This is a genomic window from Polaribacter vadi, assembly GCF_001761365.1.
Classification (GTDB): domain Bacteria; phylum Bacteroidota; class Bacteroidia; order Flavobacteriales; family Flavobacteriaceae; genus Polaribacter; species Polaribacter vadi.
Genome location: NZ_CP017477.1, coordinates 2377094 through 2395880, shown reverse-complemented (window position 1 = coordinate 2395880; position 18787 = coordinate 2377094). Strand labels below are relative to the sequence as shown.

The 18787-nt window shown below is 31.5% G+C and carries 10 protein-coding genes; all 10 read left to right on the top strand.

The window, feature by feature from the left end; genetic code table 11:
* The first annotated feature begins 8 nt into the window (after positions 1 to 8).
* Genes LPB03_RS10395 through LPB03_RS10350 form a run of 10 tightly spaced genes read left to right on the top strand, consistent with a single transcriptional unit; the run spans position 9 to position 18771 of the window.
* Positions 9 to 1424 carry a glycoside hydrolase family 140 protein gene (locus LPB03_RS10395; protein ID WP_065319549.1) on the top strand — a complete coding sequence of 472 codons (1416 nt, stop codon included), beginning with the start codon at positions 9 to 11 and terminating at the stop codon, positions 1422 to 1424.
* Between the two features lie 8 nt (positions 1425 to 1432).
* Positions 1433 to 3016 carry a glycoside hydrolase family 28 protein gene (locus LPB03_RS10390; RefSeq protein ID WP_065319548.1) on the top strand — a complete coding sequence of 528 codons (1584 nt, stop codon included), beginning with the start codon at positions 1433 to 1435 and terminating at the stop codon, positions 3014 to 3016.
* A gap of 17 nt (positions 3017 to 3033) precedes the next feature.
* A complete protein-coding gene (locus tag LPB03_RS10385; RefSeq protein WP_065319547.1) occupies positions 3034 to 3954 on the top strand; it encodes a glycoside hydrolase family 43 protein in 921 nt (306 codons plus the stop codon).
* Complete coding sequence (locus tag LPB03_RS10380; protein ID WP_139058968.1) at positions 3954 to 5813, top strand: exo-alpha-sialidase; 1860 nt, start codon at positions 3954 to 3956, stop codon at positions 5811 to 5813. Before LPB03_RS10385 ends, LPB03_RS10380 begins: the two co-directional genes overlap by 1 nt.
* The gene (locus LPB03_RS10375) at positions 5814 to 8615 is read left to right on the top strand and encodes a glycoside hydrolase family 78 protein (protein ID WP_065319546.1); all 2802 of its coding nucleotides are present in this window, start codon (positions 5814 to 5816) and stop codon (positions 8613 to 8615) included. It begins immediately after the preceding gene.
* Positions 8616 to 8619: 4 nt separating this feature from the next.
* Positions 8620 to 10041, top strand: a complete 1422-nt coding sequence (locus LPB03_RS10370; RefSeq protein ID WP_065319545.1) for an acetylxylan esterase — start codon at positions 8620 to 8622, stop codon at positions 10039 to 10041.
* Complete coding sequence (locus LPB03_RS10365; protein WP_231953089.1) at positions 9983 to 12493, top strand: glycoside hydrolase family 95 protein; 2511 nt, start codon at positions 9983 to 9985, stop codon at positions 12491 to 12493. Before LPB03_RS10370 ends, LPB03_RS10365 begins: the two co-directional genes overlap by 59 nt.
* A 16-nt stretch (positions 12494 to 12509) precedes the next feature.
* Complete coding sequence (locus LPB03_RS10360) at positions 12510 to 14066, top strand: MGH1-like glycoside hydrolase domain-containing protein (protein ID WP_139058967.1); 1557 nt, start codon at positions 12510 to 12512, stop codon at positions 14064 to 14066.
* Positions 14067 to 14073: 7 nt separating this feature from the next.
* Positions 14074 to 16818: a glycoside hydrolase family 78 protein gene (locus LPB03_RS10355; RefSeq protein ID WP_065319543.1), complete on the top strand. Its 2745-nt coding sequence runs from the start codon at positions 14074 to 14076 to the stop codon at positions 16816 to 16818.
* 27 nt (positions 16819 to 16845) lie between these two features.
* On the top strand, positions 16846 to 18771 hold the full coding sequence (locus tag LPB03_RS10350) for an exo-alpha-sialidase (protein WP_065319542.1): 1926 nt from the start codon (positions 16846 to 16848) through the stop codon (positions 18769 to 18771).
* Positions 18772 to 18787 lie beyond the last annotated feature (16 nt).

Below are 18787 nucleotides of genomic sequence, written 5' to 3'. Positions count from 1 at the left end.
TTTTAAAGATGATAAACCATAAAAATTTTAGTAAAATTTTTAGCATTATAGCTTTTATAAGTGTATTAGTTTCTTGTAAAGAATCGAAAATGGAATCGAAAAAAGAAACAATTGAAGGCGTTCAAAAATTGCAAGTTTCTGAAAATGGTCATTATTTTCAAACAGAAGATGGTAAACCTTTCTTTTGGTTAGGAGATACAGGTTGGTTAACTTTTAAAAAGTTAAACAGAGATGAAATTAAAACGTATTTTAAAGATCGTAAAGAAAAAGAATATAATGTAATTCAAATAATGACGTTGCATTCCGAAGAAATGGCGAATGTTTATGGAGATTCTGCATTGGTAAATAAAGATGTTTCTAAACCATTAATAACAAAAGGTAACGATTTTAACATCCCAGAAGAATATGATTTTTGGGATCACGTAGACTACGCTTTAGATGTAGCAGAAGAAAATGGTTTATATATTGGTATGGTACCAATTTGGGGAACATCCGTAAAAAAAGGAAAGGTAAATTTAGAGCAAGCAAAATCTTATGCATCCTTTTTAGGAGATAGATTTAAAGATAGAAAAAATATTATTTGGTTAAATGGAGGTGATACTCCAGGTGAAGAAAACACCGAAATTTGGAATGCGATAGGAAGCATATTAAAATCTAAAAACCCATATGCTTTAGTAACTTTTCATCCTTTTGGGCGCACAGATTCTTCAGATAATTATCATGATGCATCTTGGTTAGATTTTAACATGTTTCAATCTGGTCATAGACGATATGATCAAGAAACTGAAGGCAAAATGTATGCACAAGACAATTACAAATATGTAAATGTAGATTTTAAGTTAAAACCAACCAAACCAACTATAGATGGAGAACCATCTTATGAAGGAATTCCACAAGGATTGCATGATACCTTACAACCACTTTGGATAGATAAAGATTTAAGACGTTACGCATATTGGTCTGTTTTTGCTGGTGGTGCAGGTTTTACATATGGTCATAATGCAGTAATGCAAATGTTTAGAGAAGGTGATAATCCTGCATATGGAAATAAAAAAATATGGAGAGAAGCTTTACATGATTCTGGAGCAAAACAAATGAAATATGTAAAACAGTTGATGATGCAATTTCCTTATTTCAATAGAATTCCAGGTGCAAGTTTAGTTGTAAATCAAGGCGAAAAGTACAATTACTTAGCCGCAACAAAAGGAGAAGATTACGCTCTAATTTACACATATAATGGTAGAAATATCTCTGTAAATATGGGTAAAATTAAAGGAGATAAAGTTGAAGCTTCTTGGTTTAATCCTAAAAATGGGATCACTAATAAAATTGGCGATTTCAAAAATACGGGAGTTCAAGATTTTAAGCCTGAAGGAGAAGTTGAAGATGGTAATGATTGGGTATTAATTTTAACCTCTAAATAATATTTCTGATGAAAAAAAACATATCTATATTTTTAATTTCTTTTTTTATTTCTGCTTTTTCAACTTTAAAAGCAAACAATAATAGTGGTTGGATAAATATTTTAGAAGCAGGTGGGAATAATAAAGGAGAACTTTGTACGCAAGCTATTCAAAATGCAATTAATAAAGCAAATAAATCTGGTGGTGGCACCATTTATTTCCCAGCAGGAAATTATTTAACAGGTGCTTTAAAATTAAAAAGCAATATAATAATCAACTTAGAAGCAGGTGCAATTTTAAAATTTTCTTCCAATTTCGATGATTATTTACCATTCGTGGAATATCGTTGGGAAGGAACTGTTTTAAAAAGTTTTTCTCCTTTGTTGTTTGCTAAAGACCAAGAAAATATTACTATCACAGGACGTGGAATTATAGATGGACAAGGTGAAGCTTGGTGGAAAGAAATTTGGCGAATAGAATCTGCCAAAGAAAAATTACCGCTTACTAAATATCAAAAAATGACGCAAGAAGCGAATAAAGATGTAAAAACAGCACCTTATTATGCAAGAACTAGAAGTTATTTATTTCATAGACCACCATTATTTCAAGCCTATCACTGTAAAAATATTAGAATAGAAGGTGTAACTTTTCAGAATTCACCATTTTGGACCATCAATCCAGCTTTTTGTGACAATGTAACTATAGATAATGTTACTATTTTTAATCCATATTCACCAAATACAGATGGTATTAATCCAACCTCATGCAAAAACGTTCATATTTCTAATTGTCATATTAGTGTTGGCGATGATTGTATCACCATAAAATCTGGTAGAGATGAGGATGGTAGAAAATATGCTACACCAACAGAAAATGTTACCATAACTAATTGTACTATGATGAGTGGTCATGGAGGTGTGGTTATTGGTAGTGAAATGTCTGGTGACATCAAAAAAGTTACAATTACGAATTGTGTTTTTGATGGCACAGATAGAGGTATCAGAATTAAAGCAGCTAGAGGTAGAGGTGGTGTTGTAGAAGAAATTAGAGTTTCTAATATTGTAATGAATAATATCAAAAAAGAAGCTTTTATGTTTAATCTTTTTTATGATAAAAATACTGTTGTAGAACCTGTAACAGAGCGTACACCCATTTTTAGAAACATTCATATTAGTAATGTTACAGCAACTAACGTAAATACTGCTGGACGAATTATTGGAATTCCAGAAATGCCAATTCAAAACATGACATTTTCTAACATAAATATAGAAGCAAAAGAAGGTTTTAACATCTCTACAGCTTCAGATATTGAATTTCATGATGTAAAAATAAATACAACTTTAGGAGCTTCTGTAAAAATTGAAGATTCAAAAAATATCATATTAGATAATGTGGCAACATTAGCACCATTAAAAAACACACCTGTTATAAAATTAAATAATGTTTCTAATTTGATGTTGAACAATAACTTTCCATTTAATTTAACTGATATTTTTTTAGCAGTTGATGGAGAAAAAACTCAAAACATTTTCCTAAAAAATAATGTTTTTAAAAATGTAAAAACAGTTTTAGTAAAAGGAAAATCAGTTAAAAGTGAAATAAAAGTAGAATAATTAAAATATCTGGGCACATGAAAAAAGTATTGTTTTTATTATTATTTTCAATTGTTATGAGTTGCACTTCAAAAAAAGATATTTATTTATTTACATCTTTTAGAGAACCTGCAACAGAAGGTCTTTATTTAGCCTACAGCAAGGATGGTTACCATTGGAAAGATTTAAAAGGACCTTATTTAAAACCAGAAATTGGTGCAAGTAAAATTATGCGAGATCCATCAATTGCCAAAGGTAAAGATGGTATATATCACATGGTTTGGACAACTGATTGGCGAGGTGGAAACGGATTTGGATATGCTAGCTCAAAAGACTTAATAGATTGGAGTGAACAAGAATTTATTCCTGTAATGAGTCATGAACCAGATGTTGTAAACGTTTGGGCTCCCGAAATTTTTTATGAGGATGATAATGATCGCTATATTATTATTTGGGCATCAACCATTCCTTTTCGATATGAAAAAGGAGAAGAAGATGAAAAAAATAATCATAGAATGTATTATGTTACCACAAAAGATTTTAAAACCTTTTCAGAAACAAAACTATTCATAGAACCAGGCTTTAGTGTAATTGATTGTGTAATAGTTAAACGAGCTAAAAATGATTATGCACTTATTGTTAAAGATAATACAAGACCTAACAGAAATTTAAAAGTAGCTTTTGGAAAATCACCTTTAGGACCTTTTAAAAATATTTCAGAACCGTATTCAGGTTTCCTTTCTGAAGGACCAACCGTGTTAGAGCAGGATGGAAAGTTTATAATTTATTACGATAATTACGGTGAGAAAAATTATAAAGCACTCAAAACATCAGATTTTAAAAGCTTTAAGGATATTACAACTGAAATTGATTTGCCAGAAGGTCATAAACACGGAACAATTACAACAATTTCAGAAGACGTTTTGGAAAAATTAATACAAAAAAGTAAAGAGAAATAATGACTAATTTTCTAAAGATAAAATATTATATATTCTTTCTGTTACTATTACAAGTATCAATTGTAGTAAAAGCACAACAAGACACAATACATTATGTGGGCAATACCATTTCTAATATCGATTATCATCATGGTCAACTAAGTCCTGCAGTTGGGGTTCATGCAACTCAAATTATGCGAGCAAGCAGAGAGCATCCAGAAAAAGCAGATGGTTTTGGCTGGACGTATAATCATGCTACTAATATGGCATATTGGAATGGACATTTTTATTTAAATTATTTAAGTGACCCTGTTGGAGAACACATTCCACCAAGTCAAACACTTTTAATGACTTCTAAAGATGGCGAAAATTGGGGAATGCCAAAAGTAGTTTTTCCAATTTATAGAATACCAGATGGTTATCAAAAAGAAGGTGTAGAAGGTGTTGCAAAAAAATTAGATGCAACTATGCATCAACGTATGGGCTTTTTTACATCATCAGACAATCGTTTTTTTACATTGGCGTTTTATGGTATTTCAATGAATAAAAAAGACAGTCCAAATGATGGAAAAGGAATTGGAAGAGTAATTCGAGAAATTTACAAAGATGGTAGTTTTGGGCCTATTTATTTTATCAGATATAATAAAGGATGGAATGACAAAAACACAAATTTTCCGTTTTATAAAAAAAGTAAAGACAAAGGATTTAAAAAAGCTTGCGAAGAATTATTATCTAAACCCTTGCAAATGCAACAATGGGTAGAAGAAGCAGATAGAGATGATCCTTTAATTCCTTTAAAAAAACAATACAAAGCTTTTAGTTATTATCATTTACCAAATGGAAATATAATAGGTTTATGGAAACATGCCTTAACATCTTTAAGTAAAGATGATGGAAAAACTTGGGAATACAATCCACTTAGAGCTCCAGGTTTTATAAATAGTAACGCTAAAATTTGGGGTCAAAAAACATCAGATGGACGTTATGCAACTGTTTATAATCCATCAGAATATCGTTGGCCTTTAGCCATATCAACAAGTAATGATGGATTAAATTATACAGATTTATTACTGATTCATGGAGAAATTACACCTATGCGTTATGGAGGTAATTATAAATCTTACGGGCCACAATATGTACGTGGTATTTTAGAAAATAATGGCACGCCACCAGATAATAAGCTTTGGGTAAGTTACAGTGTAAACAAAGAAGATATTTGGGTAGCTTCTGTACCTGTTCCTGTAAAAAGTAAAGTAGAAAATGATGTAAATGATATTTTTGATAATTTACCTAATGGAAAAGAATTAGATTTTTGGAATACTTATGATTTGTCTTGGGCGCCAGTTAGTATTGAAAAATTAGGTGGTGAAAAGGGTTTAACATTGCGTGATTCAGATCCTTTTGATTACGCTAGAGCAGAAAGAGTTATTCCAATTGCGCAGCAAATGCAAGCAACTTTTACTGTAATTCCAGAACAAAATAATCATGGACTTTTACAAATAGAATTTCAAAACGAACAAGGTTTACCTTCTATTCGTTTGATTTTTGATGAAGATGGAAAATTAAAAACAAAAGCAGGTTCTCGTTTTAGAACATTAACATCTTATGAAGCTGGAAAAAAATATACGATTCACCTTTCGTTAGATACTACCTCTAGATCTTATAAAGTAATTGTAAATGACCAAAAAGAATCGAATCAAATATTTTATGCACCTGCACATAATATTGCAAGAATTATGTTTAGAACAGGAGAGCAACGTCATTTTCCAACTCCAGACACTCCAGCAGATAAAGGAGATTATGACGATTTGCCAAATACTGGTATGTCAATTCCAGAAGCTGTTTTTCATATCAAATCATTAATAACTAAAAAATTATAAATGAAGCTTTTTAAAGCCATATTTGTGTTTGTTATATTACTTTCAAGTTGCACATCTGAAAATGATTTCTCAGTTTCTAATGTAACTTGTGAGATGGCTAAAAATCCATTAGCTCTTGATGTTAAGTCACCAAGATTTAGTTGGCAAATAGTTTCTAGGAAAACAAATATTTCTCAAAAATCTTATCAAATTATAGTTTCATCATCAGAAGAAAAATTAAGTAATAATTTGGGTGATGTTTGGGACAGTGGAATAGTTAATTCTAACAAAAGTCAGTTAGTAAACTATCCAAATAACAATTTAAAAAAAGAAACAAAATATTTTTGGAAAGTAAAAATTTGGAATCAAGATAACAAAGAATCTAGTTGGAGTGAAACCGCATTTTTTAGATTAGCACCAGAAACTTCAAATTTAAAACCAACATGGATTGGTGCAATAACTAAAGCAGATAGCCATTTGCCAGAAGGCAGACATTATCATACAGCAACTTTTAACAGAGCAAAAAAAGATTCAATTATAAACGCGTCAGATTCTTTGTCAAGACAAAGTATTATGCTTCGTAAACCATTTTCGATTTCAAAAGAGATTAAAGAAGCCGTTGTTTATATTTCTGGTTTAGGGCATTATGAATTATCATTAAATGGAAAAAAAATTGGAAATAGCGAATTTGCACCACTTTGGACAGATTATGATAAATCAGTAAATTATAATGTTTACGAATTATCTCAAGAACAATTTCAAGATGGTGAAAATGTAATTGGGGTTGTTTTAGGAAACGGAATGTATAATGTGTTAGGAAAACGTTACTCTAAGTTTTTTGTAAGTTTTGGTCCACCAACATTATTTTTAAAATTAAAAGTAACTTTTGATGATGGTTCTGAACAAATTATAAATACTGATAATACCTGGAAATATTCAAAAAGCCCAATTACTTATAATAGTTTGTTTGGTGGCGAAGATTACAATGCAAATTTAGAACAGAAAGGTTGGGGTACATCAAAATTTAATGATACTTCTTGGAAAAAAGTAATTTTACAAAAAGCACCAAAAGGAATTCTAAAAGCACAACAAGCACCACCAATTTCTGTCCAGAAAAAATATGATGTCAAAGAAGTAAAAGAACTCCAAAAAGGTACTTATGTGTTTAATATGGGACAAAATTTATCAGGTTTCCCAACTATAAAAGTACATGGTAAAAAAGGACAAAAAGTTACACTTTGGGTTGGCGAAGGTTTAAAAGAAGACGGTACTATTAGTCAAGGGCGTTCTGGTAAACCTTATTATTTTGAGTATACTTTAAAAGGAAATGGTATCGAAGAATGGCAACCAAAATTTAGTTACTATGGTTATCAATATATTCAAGTAGATAGTATTAATTACAAAGAAGATAAAAATTCTAAATTGCCAACGCTTTTAGATATTACATCAAATTTTATTTATAATGATGCTGGCGAAGCTGGAACTTTTGAAAGTTCTAACGAAATTTTTAACAAAGCACATGAGCTAATTAATAACGCAATTAAAAGTAATTTTCAAGCAGTTTTAACGGATTGTCCACATCGTGAAAAATTAGGTTGGTTAGAGGAAGCACATTTAAACGGTCCTGGATTAATTTATAACTACAATATGGAAACTTACATTCCTAGCATCATGAAAAATATCGAAGATGCACAGCGTGAAAATGGAATGATTCCAACCACTGCACCAGAATATGTAATATTTGGTGGAGATTTTACTGATTCTCCAGAATGGGGTGTTACAGGTATTATTTTATCTTGGATGTATTACGAATATTATGGAGATGATAGTTTGATAAAAGAATATTATCCAGTCATGAAACGTTATATAGATTACTTAACATCCAAATCTGAAAACTATATTTTGTCTTATGGTTTGGGTGATTGGTATGATTATGGAGAGCATGCAGCTGGGTACTCTAAAAATAGCCCAATTGCTTTATCTGCAACAAGTCACTATTATTATGCATCTCATTTATTTGCAAAAGCAGCAAAACATTTAAATAAAACTGAAGATATTTCAAAATATGAAACTTTGGCTTTAGGTATTAAAAAATCGTTTAATAGCGAGTTTTTTAATGAAGAAACCAAACAATATGGTACAGGAAGTCAGTTTAGTAATGCAGTTCCAGTATTCATGGATATTGTTGAGCCTCAAAATAGAAAAGGTGTAATGGATAATCTTTTAAAAGATATTAAATCCAGAGGATATAGGCTTACTACAGGTGATGTTGGTAACCGTTATTTATTTCAGGCATTGGCAAGAAATAATCAAAATGATGTGATGTATAAAATGAATAATCATTATGATACGCCTGGTTACGGATTTCAAATTCAATTCGGGTTAACCACATTAACAGAACAATGGGATCCTAGAAAAGGGAATTCATGGAATCATTTTATGATGGGGCAAATTGAAGAATGGTTTTACCGAAGTTTAGCAGGAATCGTTCCCGATCCTGAAAATCCAGGGTTTAAACATTTCTTCATACAACCAGAAATTGTGGGAGATATGACGTTTGTCAAGGCGAGTTACAAATCGGTTTATGGGAAAATTATTTCTGAGTGGGAAGTGAAAAAAGACGTAATAGATTTTAAAATAGAAATACCAGTAAATACAAATGCGACTGTTGTTTTACCTGTTGCAAAACAATCAAGAATAACTATAAATGGTAAAGCTTTAGAGAAATTTGAAAGTATAATTGAAATAAAATCAAACACAGAAAAACCAACAATTACTTTAGGTTCTGGTGTTTATCATATAGAATCTTTTTTAAATAATTGATATAATGAAAAAGATAAAATATACAATACTATTTTCTATTCTAATGATTACTTTGTCAAGTGCACAAACGCAAACATCAGATACAAATTATAGAAATAGTATTATTGAAACTATTAAAAAAATAGAAACAATTTTTAAGATAAAAGTTGTTGATGATAGAGGATTGTTAAAAGGTAAAGAATTAGATTTTTCTGATTGGAGAATTGAGCAAGGAAATTTAGAAGTTTCTTTGTCAAATGTATTGTCTCCTTTTAATTTAACTTATTTTAAAAAACCAGATGGATTTTATCAAATTAGAAAATATGAACACTACAAAGTTTCTATAGATAAAGCAACACAACGTTTATCTTTTCTAACAAATTTATACATAACAAAAGAAGATTGGGTAAAAAGAAAAGCCGAAATAAAAGACTGTATGAAGCTTTCTTTAGGATTTGATAAAGCACCTGAAACTCCAAATTCTAAACCGATTTTAACAAAAAAAAGAAAATATAAAGGATATTCAGTAGAAAATATTGGTTTAGAAATTCTTCCTGGTGTCTATACAACAGGTTCTATTTACAAACCTTATCCGTTAAAGAAAAAATCTCCAGTAATCATTATGCCAAATGGTCATTTTGGAGATGGGCGCTATAGAAAAAGCGAGCAAATTAGAGCAGCAATCTTAGCAAAAATGGGCGCAATTGTTATCAATTTTGATTTGTTTGCTTGGGGAGAATCATTATTACAATTTCCATCAACAACACATAGAAACAGTATAGCAGCAACAGTACAAGTTTTAAGTGCTGTAAGGTTATTAGATTATGCAGCAACTTTAAAATATGCAGATATGGATAAAGTTGGGGTAACAGGAGGTTCTGGTGGAGGTTCACATACCATGTTTTTAGCGGCTTTAGATGATAGAATTAAAGTATCTGTGCCAGTTGTAATGGTGTCTTCTCATTTTTCTGGTGGATGTCCTTGTGAAAGTGGAAGGGGAATCCACTTATGTGCAACCGGAACAAACAATGCAGAAATTGCAGCTATGGCAGCTCCAATGCCACAATTAATAATTTCTGATGGAAAAGATTGGACAAATGCTGTACCAGAATTAGAGTTTCCTTTTATTAAAAGAGCGTATAGTTTGTTTGGTGAAACAGAATTGATTAAAAACGCACATTTTGCTAATGAAGGTCATGATTATGGAGTGTCAAAAAGAATGGCAATGTATCCATTTATGGCAAAATATTTAGGCTTAGATTTAGATAAAGTAACGAATAAAAAAGGTGAAATAGATGAATCTAAATGTGTTGTAGAACCTTACGAAAAGTTATTTGTTTTTGGTAATAAAGGAGAAAACTTACCAAAAAATGCTTTAAAAGATATTAATGAATTATATAAATTATTTGGCGAAGAAAACCATAGAGAAGATGAAGTTAAAAAGTAAAAAAAGAATATTATTTTGTAGTTTATTTTTAATCTTAGGATTACAAAATCTTAGTTCTCAAAATAATAAAGAATTAAAACTTTGGTATGATAAACCTGCGGAAATCTGGAATCAAGCATTACCACTTGGTAATGGTCGTTTAGGAGCAATGGTTTTTGGAGACCCAGCAGTAGAACGTTTGCAATTAAATGAAGAAACCATTTGGTCAGGTTCGCCTAACAGTAATGCTCATGACAAAGCACTAGGAGCGCTGCCTATTGTTAGAAAATTAATTTTTGAAGGAAAGTATAAAGAAGCACAAGATCTAGCTACAAAAGATATTATGTCGCAAACCAACAATGGTATGAATTATCAAACCTTTGGTAGCGTATATTTATCATTTCCTGGTCATCAAAACTATACAGACTATTATCGTGATTTAAATATAGAAAACGCCACAGCAAGCGTAAAATATACTGTAAATGGTATCACATATACCAGAGAAATTCTTGCTGCATTTTCAGATCAAGTGATTGCAGTTAAATTAACCGCAAGTAAACCCAATAGTATTACTTGTAATATGTTTATGAACAGTCCTTTTGATAAAACAAAAACGCTTACAGAAGATAATCAAATAGCACTCTCAGGAACTACAAGTACTTACGAAAAACAAAAAGGACGTATTAAATTTCAAGGAAGAATTTTTGCAAAAAATAATGGTGGAAATAAGTCTGTAAAAAACGGAATTATTAGTATAGAGAATGCCAACGAAGTAACTTTGTATATATCAATTGCTACCAATTTTAAAGATTATAAAACACTTACAAAAGATCAAGAAGAAAAAAGTAAAGCTTATTTAGACAAGGCCATTACAAAAGACTTTAAAACCATAAAAAAATCACATATAGATTATTACCAAAAATTTTTTAATCGAGTTTCTTTAGATTTAGGAATTACAGAAGTTGCAAACCAAACAACAGATGAGCGTATTCGAAAATTCGATAGCCAATTCGATCCTCAATTAGCCTCTTTATATTTTCAATTTGGTCGTTATTTATTAATTTCTAGTTCGCAACCTGGTGGACAACCCGCAAATCTTCAAGGTATTTGGAATGACATGTTATTTCCCCCATGGGAAAGTAAATACACCATGAATATTAATGCAGAGATGAATTACTGGCCAGCAGAATTAACCAATCTTTCAGAATTGCATGAGCCTTTTATACAAATGGCAAAAGAGTTAAGTGTTTCTGGTAAAGAAAGTGCCAAAAGATTGTACAATGCAAATGGTTGGGTATTACATCATAATACAGATATCTGGCGTATTACAGGTCCTGTTGATTATGCAACTTCTGGTATGTGGCCTTCTGGAGGTGCTTGGGTTTGTCAAGATTTATGGGAACGTTATTTATATACGGGAGATAAAAAATATTTAGAAGAAATTTATCCTATAATGAAGGGAGCTGCAAACTTCTTTTTAGACTTTATGATCCCAGAACCTTCATCTGGTTATTTGGTTGTTGTACCCTCTAATTCTCCAGAAAATACACATGCAGCAGAAGATGGAAAATCATCTATTACTGCAGGAACAACTATGGATAATCAATTGGTTTTTGATTTATTTACGAACGTAATGAAAGCATCAAAAATACTTTCTAAAGATGTTGATTTTGCAAATAAATTAAACATAGCTTTAAGCAAAATGTCTCCAATGCGAATTGGAAAACACGGTCAATTACAAGAATGGATGCATGATTGGGACGACCCAGAAGATCATCACAGGCATGTTTCTCATTTATACGGATTGTTTCCAAGTAATCAAATATCACCATTTAAAACACCAAAATTATTTCAAGCAGCAAAAACTTCTTTAAAATTTAGAGGTGATGAATCTACTGGTTGGTCTATGGGGTGGAAAGTAAATTTGTGGGCGCGTTTATTAGATGGAGACCATGCATATAAATTATTACAAGATCAGTTGCATTTAGTCACTGCCGATCAAAGAAAAGGTGGAGGTACTTATCCTAATATGTTAGATGCGCATCAACCGTTTCAAATTGATGGAAACTTTGGTTGCACAGCTGGTATTGCAGAAATGTTAATGCAAAGTCATGAAGGTGCAATTCATTTATTACCAGCATTACCATCTGTTTGGAAAGATGGATCCATAAAAGGTTTAAAAGCTAGAGGTGGTTTTGAATTTGATGTAACTTGGAAAAATAATAAAGTTTCTGTTCTTAAAATTCAACCAACATTAGATGGTAATTGTAGATTAAGAAGTGAAACTCCGTTAAAAGGTAAAGGACTAAAAAAAGCAAAAGGAGACAATAAAAATGATTTGTTTTTTGATGTAGAAGTAAAGACTCCTATCATTTCTTCAGAAGCAAAAATCGATACATTTAAGCTTCCTAAGTTTTATGAATATGATGTAAAAATGAAAGCAGGAAAAACCTATTTTTTTTATGCGAAATAAACTTTAAAGTAAAAGAATGAATTTAAAATCAAATATATATATATTAATTTTTTTAGTAGGTGTAACACTTAGTAGTTGTAATTTAGCTACATCAGATAAAAAAACTGCAGCTGTTTTAAATGTTGAAGATTATAAACATTATGTAGATTATTTTAATAGGATGGAAGATGAAAACATCGCCAAAGCAATTCCAAATGATAGTGCTTGGGCATGGATGAAATCAAATATTCCTTTGTTTGAATGTCCACAGGATAATTTTGAGGAAATGTATTATTTCCGTTGGTGGAGTTTACGCAAGCATATTACAAATACACCACAAGGTTATGCAATTACAGAATTTTTGGTACAACGTTCTTATGCCGATAAATACAATTTAATAGCGTGTGCTTTAGGACATCATATTTACGAATTTAGATGGGTTCACGATCCAAAATATATTGAACAAAATGTAAATATTTGGTATAGAGGAAATGAAGGGAAACCAATGAAAAAGCTCCACAAGTTTAGTAGTTGGACTGCAGATGCTTTATACAATCGTTATTTAGTAAATAAAGATGAAAACTACCTTTTAGATCTGTATCCAGATTTGGTGAATGATTATACAACTTGGGAAGAAGAAAGACAAAGAACTGATGGTTTGTTTTGGCAAAATGATGTAAAAGACGGAATGGAAGAATCTTTAAGTGGTGGACGTCATGTGCGCAATGCAAGACCAACTATTAACAGTTACATGTATGCCAATGCTGAAGCTTTATCTGAAATGGCAAAAATGAAAGGTGATACTGAAAAACAGCAATATTTTGAAGCAAAAGCAGATACACTTCAAAACTTGGTAGAAGCTAAACTATGGAACAAAGATGCTGAATTTTTTGAAACGTTAACCGAAAAAGATACGTCATCAAATGTTCGTGAAGCGATTGGTTTTATTCCATGGTATTTTAATTTACCAGAAAAAAATAAAGGATTTGAAATTGCTTGGAAACAAATAAAAGATGAAGCTGGTTTCTCAGCGCCTTTCGGATTAACAACTGCAGAACTTAGAAGTCCACGTTTTAGAAGTCATGGTACAGGAACTTGTGAATGGGATGGAGCTATATGGCCTTTTGCAACTTCACAAACGTTAACAGCTATGGCAAACGTACTAAATAATTATAAGCAAGATGTAGTTTCGGAAGCCGATTATTTCAAACAAATGAATTTATATGTCGAGTCTCAATATTATCGTGGACGACCATACATTGGTGAATATTTAGATGAAACTACAGGGTATTGGTTGATGGGAGATAGAGAACGTAGTCGCTATTACAATCATTCTACATTTAATGACTTAATTATTACAGGTTTGGTTGGTTTACGTCCAAGAGCTGATGATAAAATTGAAGTAAATCCTCTAATTTCAGAAGAAAAATGGGATTGGTTTTGTTTAGACAATGTATTGTATCATGGTGATATCATTACTATTCTTTGGGATAAAACAGGTGAGAAATACAAAAAAGGGCAAGGTTTTAAAATTTTTAGAAATGGAAAAGAAATTGCAGCCTCAAACAAATTAGAAAAGTTAATTTCAGAATAATATATTAATGAAAAAACACTTATTTATAATTATTATTTTATTAATTTCAGGATCAATATATTCACAAAATATAGGTGTTCGCAATCTACAATGTGAAATGTTAACCAATCCTTTGGGAATAGATGTTTTACAGCCAAGATTGAGTTGGCAATTCGATACGAATGCTTCTGAACTAGAGCAAACAACTTACCATATTTTAGTTTCTTCGTCGCTAGAAAAATTGAATAATAATCAGGGTGATTTATGGGATTCAGGAAAAGTTGAAAGCAATCAATCTATAAATATTGTTTATTCAGGAAAAACCTTGGATAGCAGAGATGAAGCGTTTTGGAAAGTAAAAGTTTGGACCAATAAAGGTGAAACAGAATGGAGTGATTCTGCGTTGTGGAGTATGGGGATTTTAACGTATGCAGAATGGAAATCTACACGTTGGATAGGTAATAATCATTTATTTGAAGGTGACAGCATTGGGCAGTTTTCAAAATTATCAGCCAGATATATTAGAAAACAAATCGATTTAAAAAAGAAAGTCAAAAATGCCAAAGTATATATTATGGGTATGGGCTTGTATGAATTGTATATGAATGGAGAGAAAATTGGAAATCAAGTATTAGCACCCGTTCCAACAGATTATACTAAAAATGTAAAATATAATGTTTTTGATGTTACTTCAAATCTAAAAGAAGGCGAAAATGTATTGGGAACTATTTTAGGAAACGGACGCTTTTTTGCAATGCGTCAAGAATACAAACCTTATAAAATCCAAACATTTGGTTTTCCAAAAATGGCGTTGCAACTGGTTGTAGAATATATAGATGGATCCAGAGAAACCATAAAAACAGATGAGTCTTGGAAATTTACACCTTATGGCCCTATCAAAAGTAATAACGAATATGATGGAGAAACCTATGATGCCCGAAAAGAAATGCCAAATTGGAACAACGTTGGTTTTGATGATAGCAATTGGCTAAACCTCATGTGGGTACAAGAACCAGGTGGATTTCTAGAAGCTCAAATGACCCCGAATATGGTTGTTAAAAGTGAGGTAGCACCAATATCAATTACAACCACAAAAAATTACAGCTATATTTTAGATATGGGCCAAAATATGGTGGGTTGGTTACAACTTAAGGTGAAGGGAAATCGAGGTGATAAAATAACCATGAAATTTGCCGAATCTTTAAAAGATGATGGTTCATTATACATAGCCAATTTAAGAGATGCTAGAGTAACTGATACATATATTTTAAAAGGTGAAGGAGTAGAAATTTGGGAACCAAAATTTGTGTTTCACGGATTCCGTTTTGTTGAAGTTTCAGGATTTAATTACAAGCCAACAATAGATGATTTTGTTGGAAAAGTAGTTTATGATGATATTGAAACTACTGGAACTTTCGAAAGTTCTAACGAAACCATGAATCAAATATTTAAAAATGCTTTTTGGGGTATTCGTGGAAATTATAAAGGGATGCCAATTGATTGCCCGCAAAGAAATGAACGTCAACCTTGGTTAGGAGACAGAACAACTGGTGCTTATGGAGAAAGCTTTTTATTCGACAACCAAACACTTTACGCAAAATGGTTAGACGATATTAAATTTTCTCAAACTTTAGATGGTGGTATACCAGATGTGGCACCTGCATTTTGGCGTTATTATGGTGATGGTGTGACTTGGCAAGGTGCTTATATAAAAGTTGCTGATATGCTATATCATCAGTTTGGTGATAAAAAAGGGATAAAAGACCATTATCCATATATGAAGAAATGGATGGATTATATGGAACAAAATTATTTGAAAAATGATTTAATGACGAAGGATAAATATGGAGATTGGTGTGTGCCACCAGAATCGTTAGAAATTATTCGTTCTAAAGATCCAACTAGGCTAACTGATGGTGAAGTATTATCTAGTGCATTTTATTATCATTTGCTTCAAATTATGAAGAAGTTTGCTGAAATTACAAATCAAAATAAAGCAGATATAGTACATTATGATGAATTATCATCACGTATTAAAAAGGCTTTTAATGATAAATATTTTAATAAAGAATCATTTAGTTATGCTAATAATACAGTTACAGCTAATGTGTTGCCTTTGGCTTTTGGTATGGTACCAGATAATTTGGAAGATAAAGTTTTTCAAAATATGGTCTATCAAGTTGAGGTGGTTAAAGGTGGTCACGTAAGTACAGGTGTTGTTGGTATTCAATTTTTAATGCGAACGCTAACCGATTTTGGTAGAGGTGATTTAGCATACAAATTAGCATCCAATAAAACCTATCCAAGTTGGGGATATATGGTTGAAAATGGTGCGACTACTATTTGGGAATTATGGAATGGAAATACTGCAAATCCAGAAATGAACTCCCAAAATCATGTAATGCTTTTAGGCGATTTAATGATTTGGTATTACGAAAATATGGCAGGTATTAAAAGCAGCGCAAAATATCCTGGTTTTAAACAAATTATTATGAAACCAGACTTTGAAGCAGGTTTAAGTTTTGTAAATGCCTCATATGAATCGAAATATGGAAAAATAAAAAGTCATTGGAAAAAAACGAAAAGTAAACTAGAATGGGAAATTACGATTCCTGCAAATACAACAGCAGTTGTTTATTTACCAACTATAAAAGCATCAAAAGTAAAAATTAATAAAAATAGATTGATTAAAACTTCCGTAAGTTATAAAACGGAAGAAAGTGGAGTAGTTTTAGAGTTAAAGTCTGGAACATATTCGGTTCAAGTAAACTAAAATAATTAGAATTAAAATAGCAATTTTATGAAATTCATACACACCACATTTATACTCTCATTTGTCCTACTTTTTGTAAGTTGTAATCAGCCAGAACAAAAGAAAATAGCATTAGCTGATAAAACTTGGAGAGAAGGAATTATTGTTGATGAATTTATTAATAATGATGCTCCTTATTTATCATGTCATGCTTCAACAATTGTAGAAACAACAAAAGGTGATTTAGTAGCATCTTGGTTTGGTGGTACACATGAACGTCATCCAGATGTAGGTATTTGGGTATCTAAACTTAAAAATGGAAAATGGACAGAAGGCATTGAGGTTGCAAATGGTATTCAAAATGATACACTGCGTTACCCAACTTGGAATCCTGTTTTATATCAAGTTCCAGATGGTGATTTAATGTTGTTCTACAAAGTGGGGCCAAGTCCGTCAACTTGGTGGGGCATGTTAATGCGCTCTAAAGATGGAGGTGATTCATGGTCAGATCCAGAAAAATTACCAGAAGGTTTTTTAGGACCTATAAAAAACAAACCGGTTTTGTTAGATAACGGAAATCTTTTGCTACCCTCTAGTGTAGAAGGTAATGGATGGAATTTACGTATGGAATCAACCCCAGATTTTGGGAAAACTTGGAAAATGGGAGATACACTTCCTAAAGGTCCAAATAAGATAAATGCCATTCAACCAAGTGTTTTATTTCATCAAAATAATAAACTTCAACAAATTGGAAGAACAAGAAATAGACATTTATTTAGTACATGGTCTGAAGATAGTGGTGAGACTTGGTCTGATTTAGAATTATTAAACATGCCAAATAACAGTTCTGGAACTGATGCTGTTACCATGAAAAATGGTGAACATGCTTTAATTTACAATCATGTTTGGCCAGATGAAGGAACAACCAAAAGTTATAGAAGCCCTTTAAATATAGCAACGTCTAAAGATGGTATTCATTGGAATGCAGCTTTGGTTTTAGAAGACTCTAAAATAAGTCAATATTCTTATCCTGCTATTATTCAAGGTACAGATGGAATGTTACATTGTGTATATACGTGGCGTCGTCAAAAAATAAAATATGTAAAAATAGAACCATCAAAATTAGTGACTTTTCCAATTGAAGATGGTGTTTGGCCAGGACCAACAAAAGAACGTTACAAAGTAGCTGTTTGCGATTGGATGATTTTAAAGCGTCAAAAATTAGGTGCGTTTGGACGCGCTAAAGAAATTGGAGCTGATGCTATTGAAATGGATATGGGAGGCTTAGGAAATAGAGAAACTTTTGATAGTAAATTTGTACGTGGAGATACTGCAAGCGTAAGAGTATTTAAAAACAAATCCTTAGAAACTGGAGTAGGTATTAGTTCTGTTGCCATGTCTGGTTTTTATGCACAATCTTTTGCCAAACGTCCAACGTATAAAAAAATGGTTTTAGATTGTATTGATGTGATGAAAATGTTTAATGTTGAAGTTGCTTATTTACCATTAGGAACACAAGGAGATTTAGTGAAAAATCCAGAATTAAGACCTGCTATTATTGAAAGATTACGTTGGGCAGGAAAAGAAGTGGAGAAAATTAACGGAATCATTGCTGTTGAAACATCTTTATCTGCTTCTGAAGAAAAAAAGTTATTAGAAGAAATAGGAAACAGAAATATTAAAATAGCATTTAATTTTGCCAATGCTATAGAAAATGGACGAGATATTTCTAAAGAATTAAAAACATTAGGACGTGATAATATTGGAGAAATTCATGCATCAAATACTGATGGAAATTGGATTGAAAACGACCCAGCAATCGATTTACCAAAAATTAAACAAACTTTAGACAAAATGCATTGGAAAGGGTGGTTGGTTGTAGAACGTTCTAGAGATACATCTATGGTTCGTGAAGTCGTAAAAAACTATGGAGCCAATGTGCGTTATTTAAAGAAAATATTTAAAAATCAATAAATTTAAAAATCATTTA